Origin of the sequence: Vibrio sp. MMG023 (assembly GCF_021654215.1) — a bacterium.
Taxonomy (GTDB): Bacteria; Pseudomonadota; Gammaproteobacteria; order Enterobacterales; family Vibrionaceae; genus Vibrio; species Vibrio jasicida.
The window spans coordinates 1-25,585 of sequence record NZ_JAKFZP010000012.1; the positions used below are offsets into that span (position 1 = coordinate 1).

11 protein-coding genes are annotated in these 25,585 nt (G+C 46.0%); 3 read left to right on the plus strand and 8 right to left on the minus strand.

Features of this window, described 5'->3' with window-relative positions:
- Nucleotides 1-10,718, plus strand: a 10,718-nt coding sequence (locus L1076_RS24620) for a cadherin-like domain-containing protein (protein WP_237304664.1), incomplete at its 5' end; no start/stop codon positions are given.
- A 147-nt stretch (nt 10,719-10,865) separates the two neighbouring features.
- Here L1076_RS24620 and L1076_RS24625 read toward each other — a convergent pair.
- The 3 genes from L1076_RS24625 to yccS all read right to left on the minus strand — a co-directional run bounded on the left by L1076_RS24625 (nt 10,866) and on the right by yccS (nt 13,821).
- Complete coding sequence (locus L1076_RS24625) at nt 10,866-11,132, minus strand: hypothetical protein (protein ID WP_038867958.1); 267 nt, start codon at nt 11,130-11,132, stop codon at nt 10,866-10,868.
- Between the two features lie 114 nt (nt 11,133-11,246).
- Nucleotides 11,247-11,408 carry a hypothetical protein gene (locus L1076_RS24630; protein ID WP_164492032.1) on the minus strand — a complete coding sequence of 54 codons (162 nt, stop codon included), beginning with the start codon at nt 11,406-11,408 and terminating at the stop codon, nt 11,247-11,249.
- 259 nt (nt 11,409-11,667) lie between these two features.
- Nucleotides 11,668-13,821, minus strand: a complete 2,154-nt coding sequence (yccS, locus tag L1076_RS24635) for a YccS family putative transporter (protein WP_042606028.1) — start codon at nt 13,819-13,821, stop codon at nt 11,668-11,670.
- Nucleotides 13,822-14,114: 293 nt separating this feature from the next.
- Here yccS and helD point away from each other — a divergent pair, with 293 nt between their 5' ends.
- Complete coding sequence (gene helD / locus L1076_RS24640; protein ID WP_045422263.1) at nt 14,115-16,184, plus strand: DNA helicase IV; 2,070 nt, start codon at nt 14,115-14,117, stop codon at nt 16,182-16,184.
- Nucleotides 16,185-16,282: 98 nt separating this feature from the next.
- On the opposite strand, the gene L1076_RS24645 is transcribed toward helD, so the two are convergent.
- Together L1076_RS24645 and torT are read right to left on the minus strand one after the other, a co-directional pair.
- The gene (locus L1076_RS24645; protein WP_038867953.1) at nt 16,283-16,738 is read right to left on the minus strand and encodes a methylglyoxal synthase; all 456 of its coding nucleotides are present in this window, start codon (nt 16,736-16,738) and stop codon (nt 16,283-16,285) included.
- A gap of 64 nt (nt 16,739-16,802) precedes the next feature.
- Entirely contained in the window at nt 16,803-17,852 is a 1,050-nt protein-coding gene (gene torT, locus L1076_RS24650; RefSeq protein ID WP_080774396.1) for a TMAO reductase system periplasmic protein TorT, read from the minus strand.
- Nucleotides 17,853-17,895: 43 nt separating this feature from the next.
- Here torT and torS point away from each other — a divergent pair, with 43 nt between their 5' ends.
- Entirely contained in the window at nt 17,896-20,859 is a 2,964-nt protein-coding gene (gene torS / locus L1076_RS24655; RefSeq protein ID WP_237304665.1) for a TMAO reductase system sensor histidine kinase/response regulator TorS, read from the plus strand.
- Between the two features lie 82 nt (nt 20,860-20,941).
- Here the strand turns inward: torS and L1076_RS24660 are convergent, their stop codons facing one another.
- The 3 genes from L1076_RS24660 to L1076_RS24670 form a co-directional block, all read right to left on the minus strand.
- Nucleotides 20,942-21,133, minus strand: coding sequence for a hypothetical protein (locus L1076_RS24660; RefSeq protein WP_005447215.1), 192 nt, complete (start codon nt 21,131-21,133; stop codon nt 20,942-20,944).
- Between the two features lie 18 nt (nt 21,134-21,151).
- Entirely contained in the window at nt 21,152-23,509 is a 2,358-nt protein-coding gene (locus L1076_RS24665; RefSeq protein ID WP_237304666.1) for a fatty acid cis/trans isomerase, read from the minus strand.
- Nucleotides 23,510-23,639: 130 nt separating this feature from the next.
- Nucleotides 23,640-25,565: a TonB-dependent receptor gene (locus L1076_RS24670; RefSeq protein WP_237304667.1), complete on the minus strand. Its 1,926-nt coding sequence runs from the start codon at nt 25,563-25,565 to the stop codon at nt 23,640-23,642.
- Between the last annotated feature and the right edge of the window lie 20 nt (nt 25,566-25,585).

Here is a 25,585-nt window from a genome sequence, read left to right on the forward strand (position 1 = left end):
CCATCGTGGATGATAAGCCGACCATTACCGATGTCGATGCGATTACCGTTGATGAAGATGATTTAGGTACGATTGGCTCAGATCAGACTGACCCGATTTCAATTGATGGCAACTTCACCACCACACAAGGCTCGGACCGAGTAGTGAGTTATCAGCTTGACGCTTCTGCAACACCAGTTGATGGCCTTACATCACAAGGCGTGGCAGTCACACTGACGGAAACCGCAAATGGTGATGGCAGCTTTACTTACGAGGCGACAGCGGGTACTGAAGCGGTCTTTACGCTAACAGTGAATACCGATGGCTCTTATAACTTCACGCTTGAAGGTCCAATCGACCACGCGGTAGATAGCGACGAGTTGACGCTCAACTTCCCAATCATCGCAACAGACTTTGATGGCGATACCTCTGCTGAGACAATTCCTGTCAAGATCGTTGATGACAAGCCGACACTTGGTGGCATCGAAGCAACAAGTGTGCAAACGGCTGACGAGGACGATATCCCAACAGTTGGATCTGATGGTACGCAGTCGAACAGCATTGCAGGTAACTTCATTGCGACTGATGGCTCTGATGGCATTGTGGAGTACGGCGTTTCTGACCTAACAACGCCAGTACAAGGCCTGACCTCTGGTGGTCAATCATTGGTTATGGTTGAAGTATCAAACGCAGGTGGCGTTTCAGTTTACGAGGCTCGTATTGATGGCACGACGACACCAGTATTCCGTGTGACCCTTGATGCCTCTGATGATAGCTACACGTTCGATTTGCTTGCTCCTCTCGATCATCCAAATGCTGATGGCCAAAATGAACTAATCATCAATTTGCCGATAAACGCGACTGATTTTGATGGAGACGTGTCGAACAACATCACCTTACCAATTACGATTGTGGATGATGTTCCGACCATTGATGGATTACTAGCAGGCAGCGAACAAACCGTTGATGAAGATGACCTTCCAGCAGGTACGGATGCTGCAAGTGCAGAAGATACTGTTATTTCAGGTACTTTTGATATCACCGAAGGTGCTGACCAAGTTGCTTCTATTCAGCTGAGTGACCTGACCACGCCTGTTGCGTCACTGACTTCAGATGGCGAAGCTATCACCTTAGTCCTGTCTTCTAGCGCAAACGGCGTGAACGTATACCAAGGTGTCGCTGGCAATCCTGCTGAAGTGGTGTTCGAACTGACGTTGGATGCAACGAACAACACCTACGAGTTCGATTTACAGAAGCCGCTTGATCACCCAGATGGTAATCAGCAAAACGAGATTGTTATTAACCTCCCTGTGACGGCGACAGATAATGATGGTGATACTTCACCAGCCTTCACATTGCCAATTACCGTTGTGGACGATGTTCCAGTTGTTACCAATATTGAAAGTCTACGTGTCGACGAAGATGACTTACCTCTTGGTTCTGATGGCACGAAAGAGCCATTAACGGTATCAGGTGAATTTGAAGTTACCAGCGCAGATGGTATTGATGCGATCGAATTGGATCTGAGCTCAAATCCTATCCCGAATCTGAAATCGGGTGGAGAAGAGGTAACGCTGTCTCAAGACGTCAGTGCTTCAACAACTGACGCGCTTGTTTACGTGGGGCAAACTCCGGGTGGAGTGACGGTCTTCACGTTGACACTTCATCAAGATGGTAAATACGACTTTGAGTTATCTGGTCAGTTAGATCACGCGGTTAACTCTGATGAGATTTTGTTGAATCTACCTGTGAAGATTACAGATGGCGACAACGATACCATCACTGCGACCTTGCCAGTGACGATCGTAGATGACAAGCCAACCATTGATGCTATTAGCTCTGGTAGTACCTTGTCTGTGGATGAGGATGATATTCCAAGCCAAGGTTCGGACGACACGCCAGAATCCAATATCATTGGTGGCAACTTTGACGTTACTGATGGTGCCGATTCTATCGTTAGCTTCCAGTTGGATAGCTTAACGTCGCCTGTTTCTGGACTTACCTCAGGTGGTCAACCGCTTGAGTTGGTTGAGTTTTCAAATTCAAACGGTGTGATTGAGTACCGAGCTTATGTACAAGGTACGACGGACACCGTCTTTAAACTGACGCTAAATGGTTCAGCAGACAGTTATGAATTTGAACTGTTGGGTGCACTTGATCATCCTGCGGGTAACGATGAAAACTCGTTAGTCATCAACTTCCCTGTCAACGCGACCGATTTTGACGGCGATGTGTCCAATAACATCACCTTGCCGATCACCGTGGTGGACGATGTTCCAGCGATTGTGAAAGTGACAGACTCTAGCCAACAAACCGTTGATGAAGATGACCTTGCTGGTGGCTCAGACACGACAAGTAGCGATTCAACGGTATTGACTGGTGGATTTGAAGTCGTTGATGGTGCAGATGAGATTGTCAGCTACCAAGTTTCTGACCTCGATGCCGTTGTGTCTGGCTTAACTTCGAACGGTAGTAGTATCGAGTTGAATGTGGTGAGCTCGGTTGGTGGTGTAACCAGTTACGAAGCAGTGATTACGGGCACCTCAAACAAGATCTTCACGCTGTCTCTTGATGCGAATAATGACAGCTACCAATTTGAACTGTTGGGACCGATCGACCATGACGCTGTTCAAGGTGAAAACAACCTTGTCATTGATATTCCAATTACAGTTACAGATTTTGATGGTGACACGTCATCATCACTGAACCTTCCAATCACCATTGTTGATGATATTCCTGAAATCACATCAGCAGATGCTTTGGCTGTTGACGAGGATAACCTCGCTAATGGCTCTCAGGCAACCAACAAAGACAGCCTAGAAGCAACGGGCAATTTCGATACGGTGGAAGGGGCAGATACCGTTGTTTCTTATCAGTTGGATCTTACTTCTAACCCGATCCCAGGAGTCACTTCAGGTGGCCTCGCGGTAACGTTAGTTCAAACCGCGGTAAGCAACAACAACTTTACTTATCAAGGTCAAACACCGGATGGTAACTCAGTGTTCACGTTAGTTTTGAACGCTGACGGCTCTTACAAGTTTACGCTTGAGGGTGCGCTAGACCACTCAACCCAAGGCGAAGATACACTTATACTCGATCTCCCTGTCTTCGCGACTGATGTCGATGGTGATACGGCCGGTATTAACTTACCAGTGACAATTACTGATGATGTTCCAACCTTGTACGATGCGTCTATTTCACGTGTTGAGGGACAAGGAAACCGCACGGTTCGCTTATTCCGAGACCCTGTAGAGGGCGATGATGATCTTGGTGCTGACGGCGCGCAAGTGACTTCATTCTCGGCTGATGATTCAGGCATTTACTTCAAGCAAAACGGTGTTGACTCGGATTCTGTTGATTTGAACGGTAGCAACCAAGTTGTGTTCGTTCACAAAGTTCTTGACGGAGTGGATACCGAAATCGGTCGTTTGATTGTTCGAACTGACGGCCGCGTGTCTTTCCGCCCGAATGACGATCTTGACCATACAGAAACAGATTCTATTGATTTCACCATTAATGTCGTAGCAACCGATGGCGACGGTGATACTAGCGATGCAGATGTTGATATCTCAATCACCGACCGTAACGCGCAAATTGATACATCTACCGTTACAGCCTTTGAGGATCAAGGCCGTGGCGGTGTTGTTGCTGGTGTCGATTCGGCGAATACGCAAGATAACCTATCGACCTTGGATGTAACACCGGCGAAAGTCGATCTTGTCGTTAACTTGCACGATATTGACCGTACGGAAAGTTTAGGCGATATCACCATTCGTGATGCGAACACGCACAATGGTACATTCTATTATCGAGACGCTAGCGGTAACTACATTGAATTAACGCCTGTCGGTAATACGGTTGTTCTTGATGCTTCAAATGTCGAGCAGTCATTCAACGGTGAGCTTGTATCGCTAGATAACTTGTACTTTGTGCCAGATCGCCATTCATCAACCGGTGCATCTGGTATCGATCCTCGTATCCGTGTGGAAATTCTCAACAATGGTACGCCAGACCATACGATTAATGGTCGCTTGGATATTGAAGTTGATGCGGTTGCAGATATTGCAACGTGGAACGCGAGCAGCACCTTCGATTATACCGTTGATGAAGATGGCAACAATGTTGAGTTAGACATTGAGGCGAACACGCAAGATATCAGCAACCCAGAGTCCATCGTATACGAACTTGTCTTTACCGAGGGTGGAGACAATGCGACGTTGGTATACTCAGATGGTACACCTATTCCAGAAGCGGGTGGCAAATACCTTGTTGACGCAAGCCGTATCAATGAGGTTGAAGTCGATCCTTCAGAGCACTTCTCGGGTCAAATCAAGCTCGATGTCACTGCCATCACAACCGAAGGAACGAATCCGTTAACCGGTAAAGAAACAGCGCGTTCTGATACAGAAGAAATTGTTATAGACGTGAATCCTATTGCGGATGAAGGTAGCTTCACGGTTCACCGAATTAATATCTTCGAGGACAATGCTCGCACTCAAGACTCCGTAGATCCAGTGACTGATCATGATCCACTGCAACTGAGCGAAGTGATTAAGATGACACCTTCTGCGGATATAGATGGGTCAGAAGAGCTGTTTGTACGCATAGACAATTTCTCCATCGATGGTGTGACGTTAGTTTGGCTTGATACCGCAAATCCAAGCCAAATCAATACAGTTACAGACAGTGGCGGTAATGTTCTTTACTACGAAATTCCAGAATCAAGCCTTGCTAATGTTGAAGTGCTTCCTCCGTTACACAGTAACGAAGACTTCACGTTTGACGTAGAGGGTATTGTGAAAGACAACGCCTCTCTATCAACGGGCACCGCTCAAGATATTCGTTCTTTGGGTACGCAATCGGTGATTGTCGCGGTGAAAGGTGTAGCGGATATCCCAGACATCGAGCTGAATGATAAAACCGGCATTTGGAATATTTTTGACGATGGTACCGTTCGTGGTATCGAAGCGGAAATCGACGAAAATGGAGAAGTTGGCTTGGCCTTTAGTGTGGTATCTGGAGAGCTGAAAGATAACCCTGCTGATAGTTCAGAGTCGATCACAGTGTTGCTGTCAAATATCCCTGATGGTGTAGAACTGTTTGATAACGATGGTGCCTCTATCGACTTGACGTTTGTTGGATACGATGGAGCAGGCCAACCGATTTACGAAGCAAACATTACCGATGCTAACGTCAACTCGGGCATCGTTATTCGACCTGAAGCGTCGTCGACAGAAAATATTACCATCACAGCAACCACTATCGTGACTGAGAACGATGGTCATACGCGTGAGGTAACAGGTGAAATCCGCGTTAAAGTTGCCCCTGTGATTGATGCTCAAGACAACTATGTCGTTAGCTCTGAAGGCAATGAAGACACGCGCATTAATATTGATTGGGAGCCGACAGCAACGCAAAGCCCGGATGCGGACGAATTCTTTGCTGGCCTAACAATCAGTGGCTTCCCAAATGGCAGTACTGTTTATGTTGACGGTGTCGCGCAAACCGTGACAGGTGGCAGCATCACGCTCACTCCGGGAACTAACGAGTCAGAGCAAGACTTCTCTGCCAGAATCACTCAAGATGGCTATATTCAAGTTCAGCTTGAACAGGACTCAAGTACTGACTTTAGCTTGAGTACACAGGTGACGGTGAAAGAAATTGATGCAGAGTATGTCGACTCAGGAAATCCGGGTGAGGGCATCGCATCTACCGTGATCAACGGTACAGTCAATGTTCAAGTGAATCCGGTTGTTGAACCAGAGAACTTAACAGGTGATGTCGCTGATCAAACTCGCCTTCTGGTTGAAGAGTCTGGTGGTACAACGACAGATGTGGTTCGTGCCGACGCTCAAGGCCATATCGATTTCACGATTAACACCAGTGCTGGTGGCCAAGCCGGTGCTAATATCATCAAATATCAAGAGTTTGATGATTCTTCTGATGAAGTCGTGACTCAATTGGTGGTTCAATTCAGTATTACTGACCCAGAAATCTTGAATCAGCTAGTCATTGTTGGTGCATCGAATGAAGGTGGTGGTCGCTGGACGATCACTGATGAAGAGAACTTCTCGATTATTGCGCCAGCAGGTTTGGATCTTACACCTAATGATGACACCGACGACGGCGATAACAACGGTATTTCTTCAATTGGCTTGACCATCTACGCACAAGTGAACGACTTGGGTGAAGATACGGTCGAAGAAGATGCAACAGTTCAACGTCAAACTGACATCACACTTGAGTTCCCAACAGATATCACGCCTCAAACCAGCGTAGCAGCTGAAATTGACCTTGATAACACGGTTCAAATTGATGGCAACGAAGACAATACTGTTGATTTGGGTACGCAATTGTCATCTAAAGTCACCACCATTAATGCCGATGGCGTAGAAGATGTCCTAACGCTTGTTATTGACCCTTCATCACCTGGTGTACCTCCAGGCCTAGTTATTGGTGGCACTGATGTTGACTTCGTTGACGGCAAATACGTGTTCCAAGCTTCGATTGATGCGAGTGGCAACATTACTGGTCTCGATGGTTTGACCCTACGTGTTGCCGAAGATTGGGCAGGTGACTTCACGCTCCCAGTTCTGTTTGTTACCACCGATACTCAATCGGGTGATGAAAACACTACGCTAGAGTCGCTACCTGTTCAGATCTTGCCAGTTGCGGATGTCCCTGGTTCTTCGGGGGATCAACCTCTTGATAGCAATGTGACACCAGATGTGACAGTCGATATCACTGGTACGTTAGGCTTAGATGCTGACAAGCAACCAGTGAACGACCTTAACAATGATGTCCCAACCAACGATGGTATTGGCTACGAAGATGGCTTGATTCAACTCAACTTGAATGTCGACTTTGCTGACAACCGTAATAACTTGCAAGCGGGCAGAGAGACGCTCACCAACATTAAGCTCACGCTTGATGACACGACGTTAGGTGAGTTTGTTGACGCGAGCGGCAACCCATTAGGCACAAGTATCGAGTTCAGTGCTGCTGAAATTGCTGCGGGCGCATTGGATGAAGTGTTGTTCAAGCCGAAAGAGAATTACCCAGTCGGTGGCGGTCAAAATACCGTTCAAATTAATATCGAAGGGGAGATCACGGATACAGCAATCATCGATCAAACCACGCTTGCTAACCCTGGCGACGATACCGATGTTCGCACCTTCACTGATAACGTGTCGTTTGAAATCACACCAGTGGTTGATGACATTACGATAAGTGGTACAGATCCTTCTCAACCTATCGTTGTCACAGGCGATGAAGATACCCTTATTTCATTGACGCAGTCAGGCTCCGGCGTATCGGTGAGTCTAAATGATGATGATGGTTCAGAACAGTTTGTTTCCTTGAAGCTTACTGGATTACCGACCGACTTTATTGTGACTTCTAGCTCTCCTGATTACACGGTGAAAAACAATGGTGGTGGTGAGTGGAGTATTCAACTGAATGATTTGACACAAACATCTGTTGATTTGAGCTCAATTCAAATCCAACCACCGAAAAACTTCAGTGGTGAAGTTGATATTGGCATTACAGCGTTCACACAGGAAGAGTTGCTTAAAGTACCTACGGAACACACTGGCAACTTCAAAGTGATCATTGATCCAATTGGTGATGATGTTGATGTAAACCCAGATACCTTAGTTTCAGGTAATGAGGGTGAAGACATCGAAATCAATATCAATGCCCTTGTGGTTGATAACCAAGAGTCGATTGGTGATGGTGCGAATTATGAAGAGAACGATCCAGAAACACTTCGTGTAGAAATCGCGAATGTGCCAGACGGTGCAAGCATTGAACTTACCGACGGCACTGCATTTGCCGACCTAGGTGGCGGTGTGTTCGTTCTAGAGATTGATGCTCAAGATCTGGATAAAGTGGTCTTTAACTCTGGCGATCGCAACGACAATTCTTGGAATGGCACATTAGAGTTTAAAGTGCAGACCGTTGATACTGGCTTAGATGGAAGTCAAAGCCTAGGCACACCAAAAGAATTCGACATTAATGTCGAAGTAGAAGCTGTTAACGATCGCCCAGAGTTTGTGAATACAGTGGATGTTGAAACGCAAGAGGATACTCCGTTACTGCTTGATGGCTTCAGCATTACAGACGTTGATGCGGTGTTAGATGATCCGAACGCTGAGTACGTGCTCAATGTCAATGTAGACAGCGGTATCTTGGAGCTCAACCCAACGCTCATCACTACTTACAACCTAACCGTGAGCGGTGATGGTACGGACTCCGTTGAGCTGAAAGGCACTGTGGCCGATCTAAACAATGCCATTGCAAACGGTTTGATTGAATTTAATCCGGACCTGAACTTCTTTGGTGACGTTCAGGTGGACGTGACAATCGATGACCAAGGCAATGAAGGTATCGTGATTGGTGGGGTAGATGACACCCTAAATACCAACAGCAGCAGCTTCAATATTGAAGTGACAGCGGTGAACGATACCCCAGAAACTACGCCAGTGACGCTACCGGATATTGAAGAAGACAGTGGTGTGTTCTCTATCTCTGAAGCGGATCTTATTGCGAATGCGACAGACGTAGAAAACGACAACCTCACTGTTAGCAATGTTCAATTAACTGACCCTAGTTCCGGTAGCATTACTTTCAACAGTGGCACTGGCGAGTGGGAGTTTACCCCAGCAACAGATTACAACGGTCCAGTTGAAATCACGTACACCATTACAGATGATGGCACGACAGATGGTGCATCTGATCCTAAATCGGTTAATGGCAGCGCGTCGTTCAATGTAACGGAAGTAAACGATGCACCAACAACGTCTGAAGTGACACTTTCTGATGTTGCGGAAGACAGTGCGGCGGTTGAGATTACCCAAGCTGATTTATTAGCGAATGCGTCTGATATTGAGAACGACACGTTGACGGTGAGTAGTGTTCAATTGGCCGACCCAAGTAGCGGTACATTGGATTTCGATAACGTCTCAGGTACATGGTCATTTACACCTGCGCCGGGCTATAACGGCACGGTGAGTCTGACTTACACCATTACTGATGACGGTACGACGAACGGCGCTTCTGATCCTCAGACAGTGTCAGGAACGGCAACCTTTGAAGTCACCGAGGTGAACGATTCTCCTGTAACATCTGAGGTAACGCTAAGCAGTACGGAAGAAGATGGTGGCGCGGTGACGATTACTGCGACAGAACTTCTGAGTAATGCGAGCGACCCTGAATCGGACAATTTGACCATTAGTAATGTAGCTTTGGCAGACCCTTCGGCGGGTATGTTAACGCAAGTCAGTGCGACAGAATGGACGTTTGAACCTGCTGCAGATTTCTTTGGCGACGTTAATTTCACTTATGAAATCACAGATGACGGAACCACTAACGGTGCGCCAGACCCAATCACAATTGCTGGCACAGCAGTGTTGAATATAGAAGCGACCAATGACGCACCTGAAATCACAGCAACGTCGGTAACGGATACGATCAACGAAGCCGATGGCCAGAAAATTACTGGTATTAGTGTAAGCGACATCGACTTTACTGGTGCACAGGCGAATGAAATCATGACGGTAACTCTAGCGGTGACAGAAGGTGACGTTCGTGTTAAGCCACCGGCAGGTAGTGGTGTCACTGTAGGTGCGGGAATGTTTGGTGAAATTATCCTAATGGGTACACCAGATAACATTAACTCCGTTCTTGGCGCGACAGATGCTTCTGAGGGCGTATTTGTGGATGCAGGAGACGTGGATGCCGCTTCAATCACCTTATCGGTGAAAGTCGAAGACAACGGTGTGTACTTTGAAAATGCATCGGGTACAGCATTGGAGGCGAATCAAGACTTCACTATCAATGTGAATCCTGTGGCTGATGTCCCAACACTGGGTATCGATCCTCAGTTTAACTACGTTCGTCAAATTGCTGCTAGTCAAACCGCGAGCAGTCAAGGTCTTGCAATTGTGGGTATCATGGCGGCGTTGACTGACATTGACGAGGTACTTTCACTGGAACTAACGGGTGTACCTGCTAGTGCAGAGGTGACAAGTGGTGTTTCTCCATCAGGCATTAGTTTCGATGGCACCACTTGGACAGTACCAAGCGATGAAATTGATACACTAGAAATTGTGGCGACGGACACCAACAGTGGTATTGATACCGGTTCTTACGATATTTCGGTTACCGCGATATCAACAGAATCTAATGGTGATGAAGCCCAGTCTTCACCTGTCCAAATTAGCTTGGATGTGAGCGGTGATAACGACGATATTGATCAGTCAAGTGCAACAGACGACAGCTACCTAGTTGGTGGAGACACAGGCATTAACTTAATCGGTGGGGAAGGTGACGACCTTATCGTGGGTGGCGATGGTGATGATGTGCTTATCGGTGGTCTAGGCTCAGACATCCTAACTGGTGGTGACGGCAGCGATACCTTCAAGTGGACAGTGGATTCGGTTGATGAAGGGGCTGTGGATACCATCACTGACTTTACGGTGAACGAAGACAGTATCGATTTGCGTGAGGTCATCTCTGATCTTAATAATCCGATGATCGATATGGATGATCTGTTAGGACATATCTCAGCGGATTATGACGCATCGACAGAAGCGGTATCGTTGAACATTACCACCGATACGAATGTGCATCAGACCATTGTAGTTGAGCACTTAGGTGACGCGATTGACTTCAATGGGCTCAGCTCGAATGAGATCGTTGAATCTCTACTCAATAATAACATTCTGTCTAACGGTTAAACGGACATAAAGCCAAAGCGCGGTAGCTCAATGAGTTATCGCGCTTTTTTGTATCTGAAAGGTGATGTTTTTGAAAGCAAGTGGATACAAACAAATTAACCCAAATATTTGTGCATCAGATGGAGCTAATACTGGAAATTTGGATGCTTAAACGTGTATATCGAGAAGGCTACCAATCACTTCATTACTTTTATCAACGACAGAAGCGCCGATTCGGTTGTAGCTTGCGGCTTGAGTCAAATTAACCAAAGGTTCGACGGCATTTGAAGAGGGAGTAAAGTTAGGAGCGTTAAATGAGAGTTCGGAATCTTTGACTAGTTCAACCTTATTGAAGTCTAGGTCGTTTTCTTTCACAAAGTCTTTTTGGATGTCATGGGCAGCGTCTTCAGCCATCTTTTGCGATAGCTGAATCATTTGATATCCGGATTGAATTCCTGATATTGGCATGCTGCTTCTCTCACTTGTTATGCTTTTGTTAGCATAGGAAGTGTTGTAAATTCGTGCAAGTGCTTTTGTTAATCTGTTTGATTAAGCAAACAGTTTTGAAAGCATTTCACGTTCTTCACTCGACAGGAGTGGGCTTTCTTTTTTATTCAGAGAGTGATTAATATCGCCTTGAAGCGACTTTAATTGGCTCGCTGTCAGGTCATTAATCTTTTTTCTTAATTCATTAAATTGCTGAGTAGTCATCTCGATCTCCTCACATTTCTTGGGCTTCTCCTTCATCCACCCACCTCAGCGACCTTCATGGTCACAATTAAAGAATGTTCTAATATTCTTAGATTAGTTTTTGAATGGTGTTTTTTTGTCCGAGTAATGTCAGTAAGCGTCAAGTGCCTTGTAAGACTTTTCTTATGAATAAGCACGCTAATCATAAAGGGGTAGAATCATAGTCTACCCCTTTAATATGGTTACTTAGTTCAATATTCTTAGTTCGTTCTAGGCTGGGTTAGTTCACGCGAACGGCAAACTTAGAAGCGAGTGAATGCAGCTCCGGCAACATACGGTAAATCAGATGCAGTTGTTGTAGCACCATGCGGGCTGAATGGTCGTCTTCATCACGCCATTCATTCAGTCTTTGCTCTAGATCTGCATCATTGATTGATGATAGGTCGCATTCTTCACAATGATGATGAAGTTGGCGATGCAGCACATCCAAATGCTGGTGAATGCAGCGATGTGCATCGAGCACAAGTTGATGAATAGATTCATCTTCAATTCTCGTGCGGTGGGCGCCTAACGCTGAGATGTAACTCAGCATCGCGTGGTTAAGCGTTAAGAAACGGAAACTTTCATCTACCGCAGTGCGGTACTTACCTGGTTCCGCCAACATTGTACTGATGGCAGAAGAGAGGTTTGCATCATTGTTGTGTGCTTGGCGGCGAGCAATACGATAGCTGAGGTTGTCTTTCTTACCAATACGGTATTGACCGATGATCTGCCCGAGATACTGCTTGTTGGCATCAATCGCATCGGACATCACTTTGTGTAAACGTTTTGATTGCCAATCTGGCAGAATCACCATGACGGCACCGACTGCTAAAACACAACCAATTAACGTGTCCGCCAAACGTGGCAGTACTACGGCGTAGCCTTCGCCTAACTGATTGAACAAGAACAAAACCAACAAGGTAATAAACCCCGTCGCATAGCCGTAGTTGTTAATACGAAATGCAAAGAACATCACCCCCGAGAAAACAATGAATACTAACTGGCTTTCTTGGGAGGGGAAGAAGGTAAGTAGCGGGACACCAATTAACAAGCCCGCTAATGTGCCGATCACACGAGCAGTCAGCTTTTGTCTTGTTGCGCTGTAATTCGGCTGACAAACAAATAGGGTGGTTAATAGAATCCAGTAACCACGGTCGATATCAAATGCTTGAATGATGCCGTAACCGGCTGTCAAAGCAATTGACATACGCAGCGCATGACGGAACAACATCGAATCTTTATGTAGATTCGCCGCAATACGTTGCCACATTGCTTTAAACGTGTGTGGGTTGGTGTCATCGAGCACGTCTTCTTCTAGGCGTTCAGCATCTGGGTTATTGATGTTGCTCAGTTGCTTCTCAACAGTCGCTAAGTTATTGAACAAGTAGGTCAACTGAGCTAATAGGCGTTTCCAGTGACTTTGGTCTTGCTCTTCTAAATAGCCTAGTGAGTTTTGCAGTTCTGCCAAAGCCAAAATAGATTGGTCTGTGTGAGTATACTCGTTACCCAAGCGGATAGCATGGGCGATGTCGCGACACGCCTGTGCTTGTGATTCAAGCAGGTATTTGAAGCGAAACAGAACATCAGAACGCTCAAATTCTGTCGCAAGATCTTGATAACGATAGTGGCTTGAACTGACGCGTTCATGGATATCTTGTGCGATAAAATAGATGTTCAAGAAGCGGTCACTTGGACCATCGATATGGCCGCGCTTAGAACGGCTAAGCAACGTCGCTTTACAAGCATTCAGTGCATTCACAGTCGCAGCGTTGAGTTTTGCTGCTTCTATACGCATGGGTTGTGGTGTGAGATTGGTGACTGGATGAAACAGCTTTGCCTTGGCATCTAGGTAGTTTGCAATTTGAAGAAAGACAGTCGCGAGGCTTTGTTGAACGGGTTGAAGCGGCCAGAACATCTGCCAGATCATCGACATAAAGTAGTACCACGCAGCGCCTGTCAACAACAGAAGCGGTTGGAACCAAATATTCGTGCTTTCGTGCGCCCCTAGCATGGTATAGATCGCAATCAACAAAGAGCCAAAGGCAATACTAGCGTATTTAGGTCCAATGGCACCGAGCATGATAAAGCCGAAGGTAGAGACAAACAGGCCGATAGCAAACGCCCACGGTGTATCAAACAATATCTCGATAGAGAAGGCAGCAACGGCAAAACAAATGAAAGTGAGGAATAACGCCTTCACCCTACCTGTAAAACTGTCATCGCTTTCTGCCAGAGCTGCGGCAATGACACCTAAGATAAGCGGAGTGATCAAGGTGTTCTGGCCGAAATACCAAGTAGGTATCACCACACCAAGCAAGGTGATCAAAATGAGAATGCTATAGTTGATGGTTTTGTTTGCCCAATAGAGCCGAAGTTTTAAAGCTGCTTGCACGATGCGCCTTTCGTTGCCGGTGGAAAACGAGAGAATTTTAACAAACTCACTATAGCGTGTTTATGACCTAATTTAATAAAAATCATCAGTTGCTCAGGAAATCAACAGAATTGTCATTGACTTACTGAAGGAGGCTTGTGATGGAGGCGTGTCTCTTGTTCACAAATTCAACAGTAATGTGAATTTTAATTAAGAATACCGACAGAACGCGATTTGTGCTTCATCCATCGCTACAATTTAACCGTCTAAAATGATATAAAACGGGAACTTCTATATCAAAAGGCGCACCTTTCATGCAGCTTACTGCCTCTAATAAAGCACAGTTTTTTATTCAAAATGAGTATTACCAAGTCGAAATAAAAGAAAACAGTGTTTTATTATGTTCAGTGGGTAGTGAAGAACACATCCCGTTTACGATTTGGAATGGCAAAGTGTCGGTCAAAAGAGGTCTTTTATGGAGCTCTTTGCAATTCTTTGCTCATGAGCAAGATGGCAAACAACAAAGCTGGTTAGTTCAAGGTCTACCTTGGCCACAATGTCGCAAGTTTGCTGTAGAAGCGGTGCGTCAATATCAGGATTGGCATAATACTCAATGCCGTAAGCTTGCCGAATTTCTGCCTAAGTGGGAAGACGAGTTATATCAGCTTAAAAACTTGCCTGCTTATTTACCGCATTCTCAAGTACAAAATTGGGTCGATAAACTCAACAACGAATTGGTTGAGATTAAAACCAGTCTCCTTGAAGCGAAAATGCGCATGCCAAAGCGCATGGCTGAAATCGAACCTTGGATTTCTGAAACGTCGAAAACTTTGAGCCAACGTAACCATGATTGGCTAGAGAACGAACGTCCGAATTGGGAAGTGTTGTTCAACCGTATTGAGTCGTCACCTCTGAACCTCTCCCAACAGCATGCCGTCTTACTCAATGATGATCATAACCTTGTGTTAGCGGGTGCTGGGTCTGGTAAAACGAGTGTATTGACGGCACGCGTGGCATATTTACTACAAAGTCACCAAGCGCAAGCAGAAGAATTGTTGATGTTAGCGTTTGGCCGTGATGCGGCTAAAGAGATGAAGGAGCGTTTGGTTGATAAGGTTGGCCTCGCGGCAGAAAACGTGCGCGTGAACACCTTCCACCAGCTTGGATTACGCATTCTTAATCAAGTCGAGCCTCAACCGGTCGAAATTAGTCCGCTGGCTTTAGACGATAATCAACGCTCGGCTTGGTGTATTGACTGGCTTAAGAAACATTGGATGACACCAACCAACTTTAAGCGTTGGCAGAAGCACTTGGATAAATGGCCGATTGCTTATTTGAAAGGTGACGATGAGCTAGGTAGCCATTCAGAAAACCCTAAGTTGATTGCTTGGTTAGACAGTCAGCTTTCGCAACTTGCTGCGGTCGGTTTGACCAAAAAGCAAGTGCAAGAGAAGCTAGTGAATCATCAAGACTACACGCGCTTGAATAGCGAACTGGCTTTGTGTTGGCCATGTTTTAGTGCATGGCAAAAAATGCTCAAAGAAACCAATCAGGTCGATTTCCCTACCATGATCAGTCGTGCGACGGATTATGTGACCAAAGGTAAGTTCATTTCACCTTGGCGTTTTGTGATGGTAGATGAGTATCAAGATATCTCTCCAGACCGCTTAGCTTTGATTGAAGCTCTGTGTGAATCGACAGAGAAGCAAACCGGCGCAACTTTGTTTGCTGTGGGGGATGATTGGCAAGCGATTTATCAATTTGCTGGAGCGGACGTGGATTTAACAACTGGGTTCCAAGATCGCTTTGTTCACTCAACGGTTCATTACCTTGATACGACCTACCGTTTTAACAATCAAATTGGTGACGTTGCGAACACGTTCATCCAAGAAAACCCATCGCAATTGCCGAAAACACTCAATAGCCATAAGCAACGTAAACAAAAGAGCGTGCATACTGCACCGAGCAATCAAGTTGAGAAGATCCTAGATCAACTTAACCAGCAAGCGAAGAAAACGAAATCGGTACTGCTGTTAGGGCGAAACCATTATCACAAACCCGATCTATATGACGATTGGTTGAAGCGTTTCCCGAACCTTGAGATTCGCTTTATGACGTGTCATGCAAGTAAGGGTAGGGAAGCTGATTTTGTTATTATCTTGTCTGTTGACGAAGGGCAGTTCCCTGCTAAGAAGAAGCAAGCCCACATTGATGGCGCATTGACGGAGTCAAGAGACAAATTCTCTTATGCGGAAGAGCGTCGTTTGTTCTATGTTGCGCTGACTCGTGCTAAAGAGAAAGTATGGATCACGCACACCGGTGCTGGCTCTGGGTTTGTTCAAGAATTGGTGAACGGCGATTATCCAATTGTCACTTCTCGTTAGATAAAGACTTCACGTTAGAAGCGTTTCTCTTCGGTTAGAAACAACAAAGGCGATACTCGGTATCGCCTTTGTTTTATGTGTGATTTAACGTTCAGAGCTTAGGTTCGTTCTGCTAGGTAAGCGTCGTAGTCTGGCACTTCAATGTCCACTTCTTGGTCAATCAGTGGGGAATTGAATAGGAACTTAGCTGTAGCGCGGTTTGTCGCGACCGGAATGTTCCACACGCTTGCAATACGCAACAGCGCTTTTACATCTGGGTCGTGCGGTACGGCGTTCAGTGGATCCCAGAAGAAGACGAGTACATCGATGTTGCCTTCAGAGATGAGAGCACCAAGTTGTTGGTCACCGCCCATTGGGCCACTGATCATGCTCTTGATTGCTAGACCGGTTTCCTTGCTTAGCATGTGGCCAGTCGTGCCTGTAGCGTACAAGAAGTGGCTTTGCAGTTTCTCTTTATTCTCTTTAACCCAACGAAGTAGCTCAGGCTTGCAGTTGTCGTGGGCAACCAATGCCACATGTTTGTGCGCCGGCATGGTACGAGTCTTTTTTTGCATCAAGTTATTTCCATTTTTATGATTTTAAATTCGTTGCTGTCCAATAAAACACGTTTTTTATCTATCAATCAACTGCATTAACGCTGAATGTCGGCCTATATTCTGACGGAGATAACGATTCTTCAATTGTGTCGTCATGAAGAGTCTTCGGAGTTAGCGCTTTAATGGTTGGTGACGCATGTTTCTCATACGGTTGCTGACGTAAATAATGCACGGCTTGCATCACTGATAAACGGCCTTGTTGGACCATTTTATCGGTAGGTGCAAATAGGACTTTGTGACGCAACAAACCTCGGTAAACACCATGGCTGAGGTAAACCGAAACTAAACCAATGTCCTCGGTTTTACCCGCGCTGCGTAATTCACTGATTGCGGCCTCAATCGCAACGGCGCTGCCAACAATGTAATCAATGTTGCCCATATCAATCACACGTTGGACTAGATTGCGTTGCAGTTCTTTATCGTTATCTGCCCAGTAGGAATCGACGATGTTAATGTCGCTGTCTTTGATCGCTTCATAAAACCCCGTTGTTACCGGTTTTGTTCCGCCACGTGTTCTTGGTCCAAGCAATAAAGCGATGTTGGTTTTGCCTGACCCTTTCGGATGTTTGTCTGCGAGGAACTTACCTGCTTCGTAACCCATCCAATACCAATCAACACCAACTTCACCTTGAAGTAGCTGTTTTTGTTCTTGATCGAGTTCAAGTTGGTTTACGGTCGCAAACACGGGCGTATTGCCTATCCAGTTTTTCAGGTTGTGTTCGTAAGCTTGTGGATCGACCGTTCCAAGAATAATGGCATCTGCACCCCATTGGGTACACAAAGCCAGTTGTTGCTCTTGGCGAGTTTTGTTTGGGTAACCACCAGCCTCTAAAACACGAAGGTTGATACCAAGTTTTTCCGCTTCGGAAACCATTCCATAGTTTACTGATAACCAGTATGAGTCCTTTAAATGAGGGTAAATAGCACAGACTTTCTCTGTCGCAAAAGCTGGCACTGAAGCGAAAAGTGACATTGCGAGAGCTGAATGCTTGAAAATTGTGCGAAATGAGCGCTGATTTATAACCATGAAATGAAGTTCGTTGGCATAGATTAAGTAAACACTGCAAAATATAACGTAATATGTCGCCGAACACGAATATTAAGGTCAGGAAAATATGTTGCTAGCTACCGCAAGCATCGGTCGCAAACTGTTATTGTCTTTCATTGCGATGGCAATGCTGGTCATGCTGTCTGCGCTAATCGGTGTATCAGGGTTTTCTCTGGTGGCAAAAACAGAAAGGAACGTGGTGGACGCTGCCATTCCGGCAATGATTGAAGCTCGACAAGTTTCGGAGCTCAGCACTCGCATTATTTCATCGGTGCAAATGTTGTCGAATGCGCAAAATGAACAAGAGCGTAAAGAGGCGGGACGAGTGCTGTTTGATCAGCTTGAATCGCTGCTTACTCACATCAAAGAACTGGGTGGCGAGTCGTTTGACGCTGATTTACTCGAAACCTTAGAAAATCACGTTCAAAACGTCATCAATAATCTAGCTGAATTGGGTGTGACGGTAGAAAGAAAGCTGTGGCTCGCCAAAGAGATCGATACGCGCGTAGAAGAAATGCGCTTATTGAGTGAAGAGCTTGAGCAACTGACTCGCACCCAAGTTCAAAACACCAGTACGATCGCGGTTGCTAACGTCACCCATATTTATGACCTTCTTGAAACCAACAAAAAAGCTCAAGTTTACCAAGCTTTGGATGCGCTCGTAGAAGTCGATCTCGATCTGACTGAGCGACTGCATGAATTGCACTTATTGGCGTTTAAGATGCTCAACCAGATTGAAGAAGCTCGCACCCTCACCAATGTGGATCGTATTCAACAAATCCAAACTGAGTTTGAAGACAATCTAAAAATCATGAAGCGACGTGTATTGGCGGTAGAAGACCCGACTCGCTCAGAGCAGATGGGGCAACTACTAAAAGAGCTGGGTAAACGACAAGTTGTGTTTACTATCCTGCTTCAACAATACGAAAACAACGAGCAGTCTCAAGAGTTAATGCAGGGGACGTTACAGCTCTTCTCTGAGCTAAATGGTACCGTCAACAAGCTGGTGGATGACTCAAACCAAACGACACGTGTGGCTGTCGATGAGCTTACGAATACCTTGAAGTTCGCACAGTGGTCCCTGACGGTGATTTCTATCATTGGTTTGATCATCGTTGTCTTGATCTTGTGGCGTGTCGTGTATGTTTCGGTGGTTAAGCGTCTGGGGGAATACTCGGCAGCGCTATTGTCGGTTGCACAAGGTAATTTGGCGGTTGAGTTAGAAGTAAAAGGCAAAGACGAACTTGCACATATGGGGCAGGCGATCATTACGGCACGTAACACTGCGCAAGCGCTTAAAGTCGTGGCCGAAGGCGAAGCGCAAGCTAAGCGAGAATTAGAAGAACACAAAGAGCACCTAGAAGAGTTGATCGAGCAACGTACCTCTCAGTTGAAACAAGCAAACCGTCGCTTAAATGAAGAGGTGCTTAACCACGCGAAAGCGCGGAAACAAGCCGAACAAGCTAGCCGTGCGAAGTCTGCTTTCTTGGCAACAATGAGTCATGAAATTCGGACACCGATGAACGGAGTGCTTGGAACTGCTCGCCTGCTGATAGACTCAGGGCTAAACCCAATTCAAAAGCGTTATGCAGAGATCATCAACCGCAGTGGTAAAACTCTATTGGCGATCTTAAATGACGTTTTAGATTACTCCAAAATTGAAGCCGGGCACTTAGAGATACGAAGTTTAGGTTTCGACTTGCATCAGATCGTTGAAGACACTTTCCAGCTAATGAACGGTAAGGCACAAGAGAAGAAGTTGCTCTTTTCTTACCATATTGAAAGCGATGTAGGTCGTTATTGGAAAGGTGACGTGACACGTATCAACCAAGTGTTGAATAACTTAGTTGGTAACGCGATTAAGTTTACTGAGGAGGGGGAGATTGATATCTACGTCAGCCTGAATCCAGAAGACGAATCACAAGTTTTATTTGAAGTCTCAGATACCGGAATTGGCATTGCGAAAAAAGACCAGAAGACGTTGTTTGATGCCTTCACCCAAGCGGAAGGTGGTTTAAATCAAACTGGTGGTACAGGTTTAGGTTTAGCCATTAGCCGCCGTATTATTCAAGCCATGGGTGGACGTCTGGACGTTGACTCTGATGAAGGTCATGGTAGCCGTTTCTGGTTTTCGATTCCTTTGGAGGAAAGTGAACCAGTTGAAACCGTTTCTATTGCGAGTGCACGGTGCAAGATCAAAGCGAAGGTGTTCATTGTCGAAGATAATCCGGTAAATCGGGTGGTTGCGGAAGGTTTCTTAGAAAGCATGGGGCATGAAGTCGTCATGGCGGAAGATGGTGCGCAAGCGGAACGAATCATGCAAAAACAGGACTTCGATATCGCATTAGTCGATATTAATTTACCTGACTGTAATGGCACTGACTTGATTCATCGACTGAAACACATAGAAAGTAATAAACCAGCAGAGAAAGCACTTGCACCAACACCAATGGTTGCGGTTTCTGCTCACGTATTTGCTGAAGAGGTAGAAAGCTACTTAGCAGCGGGTTTCGATGGCTACTTACCGAAACCAATGGAAAAAGAAGCACTTGCTACGCTTATTCAAGACATGTTAGATGGCAAACAGCTTTTGCTGCCCCAAATGAGCAAGTGTGCCCCTCAGGATGAGACCATAACAATCACTGATATTAACGAGACACCGGTCATCAATGAGCCGACAGCAGAGGAGCCAGCAATGGTTATCATCAATCCGAATGTGATTCAGTCAGACATGAAGATCTTGGGCAGAGAGAAAATGCTGCACATCATCGACTTGTTTAGACAAACCAGTACTGACGTACTGAGTCAGATGGAAACATCTGCGGATAATGGCGATAGCCGAGCAGTAAAAGATCTTGCTCACAAGTTGAAAGGCAGTGCAGGCAGCTTAGGTTTGACGGCATTGATGGATACCTGCCAAAGCATTGAAATTGCGTCAGAACCATTAGAAGTGTACTCAAGCGAGCAAGACATTATTAAGAAGCAAGTGACCGATTCGGTCGTTGAACTTGACCGTTTGATGGCAGAATAAAAGGCGTGTGATGCGCCTTGCGTCTTGCGGTTAGCTCGTGGGCTAAAAACAAAAACCTCCGGTTTGCGCCGGAGGTTTTTTTCTATTCGGTCAGATCATCTTCCCACTCGAACCGAGTGTCTAGAGCATAAGGATCATCTTCGAACGGATGTTCCATTCTGCCACGCAAGTATTCGAGTTGGTGCTCAAGCATGTTTACCGTGTCGTAATCTCCCTCTGAGCAGGCAACGTATATCTGTTGCTCGAGAGCGGCGATGTTGTCTCGGATACTCATGAGAACCCCCTTAAATCATCATCGATTCTCAAAACGATTATAGTCAAGTAAACCAAATTCGATCGGTTGTTTTGTACGATACCAATCGTGGATACGATCGCTAAATGGCCAGAACTTTTCAGAGCTTCGGCGAATAGCAAAATTATCCAGTAACTTAACGTAATCATCCTCGGATTTAAGGGTGCTAAATTGATCGACAAATTCTTTTACTTGATCTTCTTCGATTGAGAAAAACGCCGCTGGATAGCTGCCAACCACGCCTCGAACAATAGTCATGTCATCGTTCGCGAAGTCTCGATTGCTCTCCTCATCAAACAGGCTAGAAATATTGATGTGAGCGTTGTTATGAATAAGAGTGAAAAGCTCATCCTCACCAGATTTGCTGCGCACCATCAGCATGGTGATTTGCGGTACCGTTTTTAGCCCTTCACCACGAACTTGGTTGATGCTCGCCAATTGCTGCTCATTCTCTACGGCAAGCGCGGTATCAATGATGTCGTATCGTGGCAACAAGACTGGTGATACTTGCTTGCGCAGAATATCCAATAGCTCCGATTTAGGATCGTCGGTGTGATACACAACACTGGTCGGTTGGCTAAATGGTGCAACGTTGCGTTGTAAGAAGTCACTTAGTTGACGCGGTTGGTCCTGATACCAGCTTGAATGCTCTTGGTGACGCATATCAGCAGGAAGTAGGGCAATAAAGTTACTTTCCCCTTCAAGGCGTAAGAAGTCCATGAACATGCGGGTAATCAGCTGGTGGCCAAAGTTACCGTAAACATCGAAGCCGGCAACAAGTAGGTAGTGGATACGTTCAAGCAGGGCATAGTCCAAAACCCAAGCCGTTTTTGGTTGTTCACCCACTAAACCTTGCACCACTGACGCGCTGTCAAAGTGACGGAAGACCGTAAGAGCTGCATTCGGATTTGTACCGTTGCCGTCCCAAATTACGTCGGTCGATAGGTGCTCACCGTTCTTAAACCACTTGTTGATGAAGTCAGATTTGGCTTCTAGGTAGCGTGCTTGCTGACGCGAGTATTTCACCCAGTTGGTTACTGGCACAGTATTGCTTTCAAGCTCGCCGGGAAGTTTTAGGTTCGCTGCTTGTGAGCGGTAGAATTCGTTGACTTCAGGAATGTCGGCCTTGTCTGGGTCTAGGAAGAATACCCAGAAGCGATCATTAATTACATTTAATGCCAGCTGACCACGACATACCGGACCTTTGATGTAAGCCATGATGGTGTTCTGAGCGTTGTCCAACATGAACTTAAAGCGAGACTTCACGGGCAAATCGATGAATGCGGTCATTGGGTTTGCGGCGATTTCAGGCTCGTAGCTTGGTAATTTTGCTACTTCATAATCGCCATCGATGAACCATTTTTTCCAGTTCTCGATACGTTGTTTGTTCAGCGCAAACGGCATGTGCGTCTTATCTACAATAGTGCCTTGCTCAGGAATGATTCGGTAGTACACACGTTCAACCCCCGGATCATCATACGGACGACGCGTTGTGATGCGTTTTACTGGCTCTCCCGGTGGCGTCGAAGATCGCACGAGAGTGAAGAAGCGAGGTTGCTCACCGTCCAGCTCAGAAAAGAACAGGTGCGATAAGAAAAGGTGTTCGTAAATATAACGAGCGGCGAGCTGGTTTTTGCGAGAACTCTTGTTCAGCAGCGTCTCGTATTTCTGAACCTCTGCTTTTTGTTGCTCGGTAAGCGGGATATGCGCATTCATGATGCCGCCATTTTCCAGCCAAAGCATGAGCGTTTGATATTCTATCGCCGTTAAGTTCGGCATCCCGAAAGGCATTCCCCATGTCGGGTTGTCTTGTTCGTATTTTGCGTACTCTTCTATCGTCGGACACGTTTGTTCACGGTCGATAGAAAAATCGAAGCCTTCTAATTGAACTTGATCAGGGAGTGGATGACGTTCCTTTTGTTGCAACATACGAGCAATCAAACCTGCATCAATATTAGCCGCCATGCTCTGCTCACGCTCGTTGAGCACAGGATGGAAGCCAGCATCACGCCATTCTTGCGTAGTTTGCGCGTCTTCAAATAAGCGAGTTGGGGCTGCTGCGGTCAAGCGTGTGCCTTCGTAAACCAAAGCTTTGCTTGCACCACGGTCGATGCCTTCTACGGAAGAGAGTTTTAACTGACAAGGGGCATCGTAGCAGGCGTGACAAACCACACATCGATTATCGACGATAGGTTTTACTTCATGTTGAAAGAAGTCCGCCTGCGGCGTTTCAATAGCAACAGTACGCTCACGCACTTCTTCAGGGCCAAACAGTTTGTCGTAGTTTAGGCCCGCATAGGTCGCACAACCTGCAAACAGAGTGGCAATACACAGTGTAAAAATTAAACGTAAATTCATTGAGTTATTTTGAGTAAATTGAATTTGCGTTAATTAAAGCAAAATAAGCCGCCAAATACCAAAAATCGGAGCAAATTGCTCCGATTTCCGGGTTGTTATTGTTAGCTCAATGCCAAAGTAAGAGACAAACCTAGAACGCGTAAGTCACGTTAAAGCGGAAGTCTCGCCCCGGGCTTGCATAGCCTTGGGCGACAGGACTGCCGATGTATTCCATGTACGACGCATGGTCAAAGTAGTATTTGTCGAATACGTTCTTAACTGACAAGGTTAGAGATAACTCTTCGTCAGCGAGTGGCATCCAATATGCGTAAACATCGTGTACGCCGTAGCCTGGTTTTTCTGGATGAACGGTTGGATCCGCCACGTCGGTTAGACGTTCAACAAATCGAGCATTCCAACCAAACTCCAGTGTTTCCATCGGCTGATAGATCAGATCAAGCACCCAAGTGTCACCGATAGATGTGCCTAGGGTAGAGTCATCATCCGAAAGTGGAGTGCCGTTGAGTTCTGGGCGTGATTGGTTGTAGCTCAAGCGAGCTGACACATCTGAAATCGCATAACCTAGGTAAGCGGTGATGCCTTGATTATCTAAATCGCCAACATTGGTGTACACGGCCCCTTGATTGGTGACGACATCTTTGATGGTACTGTCAAAGAAGGTTAAGCCAGCAAAGAATTCGTCATATTGGTAGTTTGCACCCAGCTCTAGGTTGCGCGCTTCCTCTGGCTTACGGTTTGGATCATTTTCGCGGTAGTCGATGACAAATAACTCTTTGATTTGTTGCCCACGAAACGCTTCCGCATAGCTCGCGAATAGGTTCAAACCTTCAAAAGCGTTGTAATTGATACCAACGTTAGGGCTAAAGCCACTTGAGTCAAAGTCTTGGCCCATGTTGTCGGTCAGTTCATACCAATCATAACGAGCACCAGCGGTGAGAATGAGAGCGTCTGTCAGCATCCAGTCGTCTTGAACAAACAAACCGTAGACAGTGCCTTTCTCTTCATCATCCTTTTTACCATCGTAATTGGTCTCAAATTCTGATTTGTCTTTCTTGTAATCTAGGCCGTAAACCAAAGTATGGTCGGTGAGTTTGCTAGTGTTGAAGATCTTCACGCCAGAAGTTTGAATTGAGCCATCGCTCGTCCCCCAACGTGGGTGATCTTTGTGGGCAAGACGACTGTCCGTGTAGTAGAAGGTCGTATCGAGATTGAATAGGTCACTCGCGCTGTATTTGTGGTTTAAGGTGAATGTCGAGCGGTCCGTCTCTTGGTCTAAAGGTTCGTTTTTGAAACTTGGTTGGAAGTGCGGGCGATTCAAGCGTCGTCCATCGTCATTACGATAGTCGTAGCTGACTGAGAGGTAGTGTTCGTCATTGAGTTGACCAGATAGCTTAAGGAGGGCAACTTGCTGTTCTAGCGCTGTATAAGGCTGCTCTTTACCTTTGCCATCTTGAATATTGTCACCATCGATGTAACCGAATGATGCCAACAAACCAAGTTGATCGGCGACTTCACCATAAAGACTTGCCGATACTTTGTAGCCTTCATTGTTGGTGTAGTAGCCACCTTTCAACATTGCACCGTAGGTTTGGTCTGCAGCGAGTAGATCTTGTGCATCTTTTGTGGTGAATTTAATTGCGCCACCCAGAGCACCAGGGCCGTCTGTTGCTCGTCCGGAGCCTGCACTCACATCGACTTGCTTAAGCAGCTCTGGCTCGATCGATAATCGGCCTTGGTGGTGAAATAGGTTACCGGATTGTTCTGCACCATCTATAGAGACATTCAGCATCGTATCTTCTAGACTTCGGACGTAGATCTTTTGAGAAATACCTGATGAGCCACCGACACTGACTTCGGCATCCTTTCTGAAAATATCATTAAGATCTTGAGCTTGGGATTTTGCTAGTTGGTCAGAGTCTATCGAGATATCGACACCTTCCGGTGTGTGACCAGTCACCTCGATAACTTCCATATCATCCTTGGCGTAAGTCGCTTGTGACGCCACTAAAAGCGCGATGGTAAGTGGGCTTAGCTTAAATACGGTTGAAGCAGACACCGTAACCTCCATTGTTAATG

Excerpts from the sequence above, each read along its gene's own strand:
- torS (WP_237304665.1), top strand. The coding sequence starts at position 17,896 with ATGTTGCTAGCTACCGCAAGCATCGGTCGCAAACTGTTATTGTCTTTC.
- L1076_RS24665 (WP_237304666.1), bottom strand. The coding sequence starts at position 23,509 with ATGAATTTACGTTTAATTTTTACACTGTGTATTGCCACTCTGTTTGCA.
- helD (WP_045422263.1), top strand. The coding sequence starts at position 14,115 with ATGCAGCTTACTGCCTCTAATAAAGCACAGTTTTTTATTCAAAATGAG.
- L1076_RS24625 (WP_038867958.1), bottom strand. The coding sequence starts at position 11,132 with ATGATTCAGCTATCGCAAAAGATGGCTGAAGACGCTGCCCATGACATC.
- L1076_RS24660 (WP_005447215.1), bottom strand. The coding sequence starts at position 21,133 with ATGAGTATCCGAGACAACATCGCCGCTCTCGAGCAACAGATATACGTT.
- L1076_RS24645 (WP_038867953.1), bottom strand. The coding sequence starts at position 16,738 with ATGCAAAAAAAGACTCGTACCATGCCGGCGCACAAACATGTGGCATTG.
- L1076_RS24630 (WP_164492032.1), bottom strand. The coding sequence starts at position 11,408 with ATGACTACTCAGCAATTTAATGAATTAAGAAAAAAGATTAATGACCTG.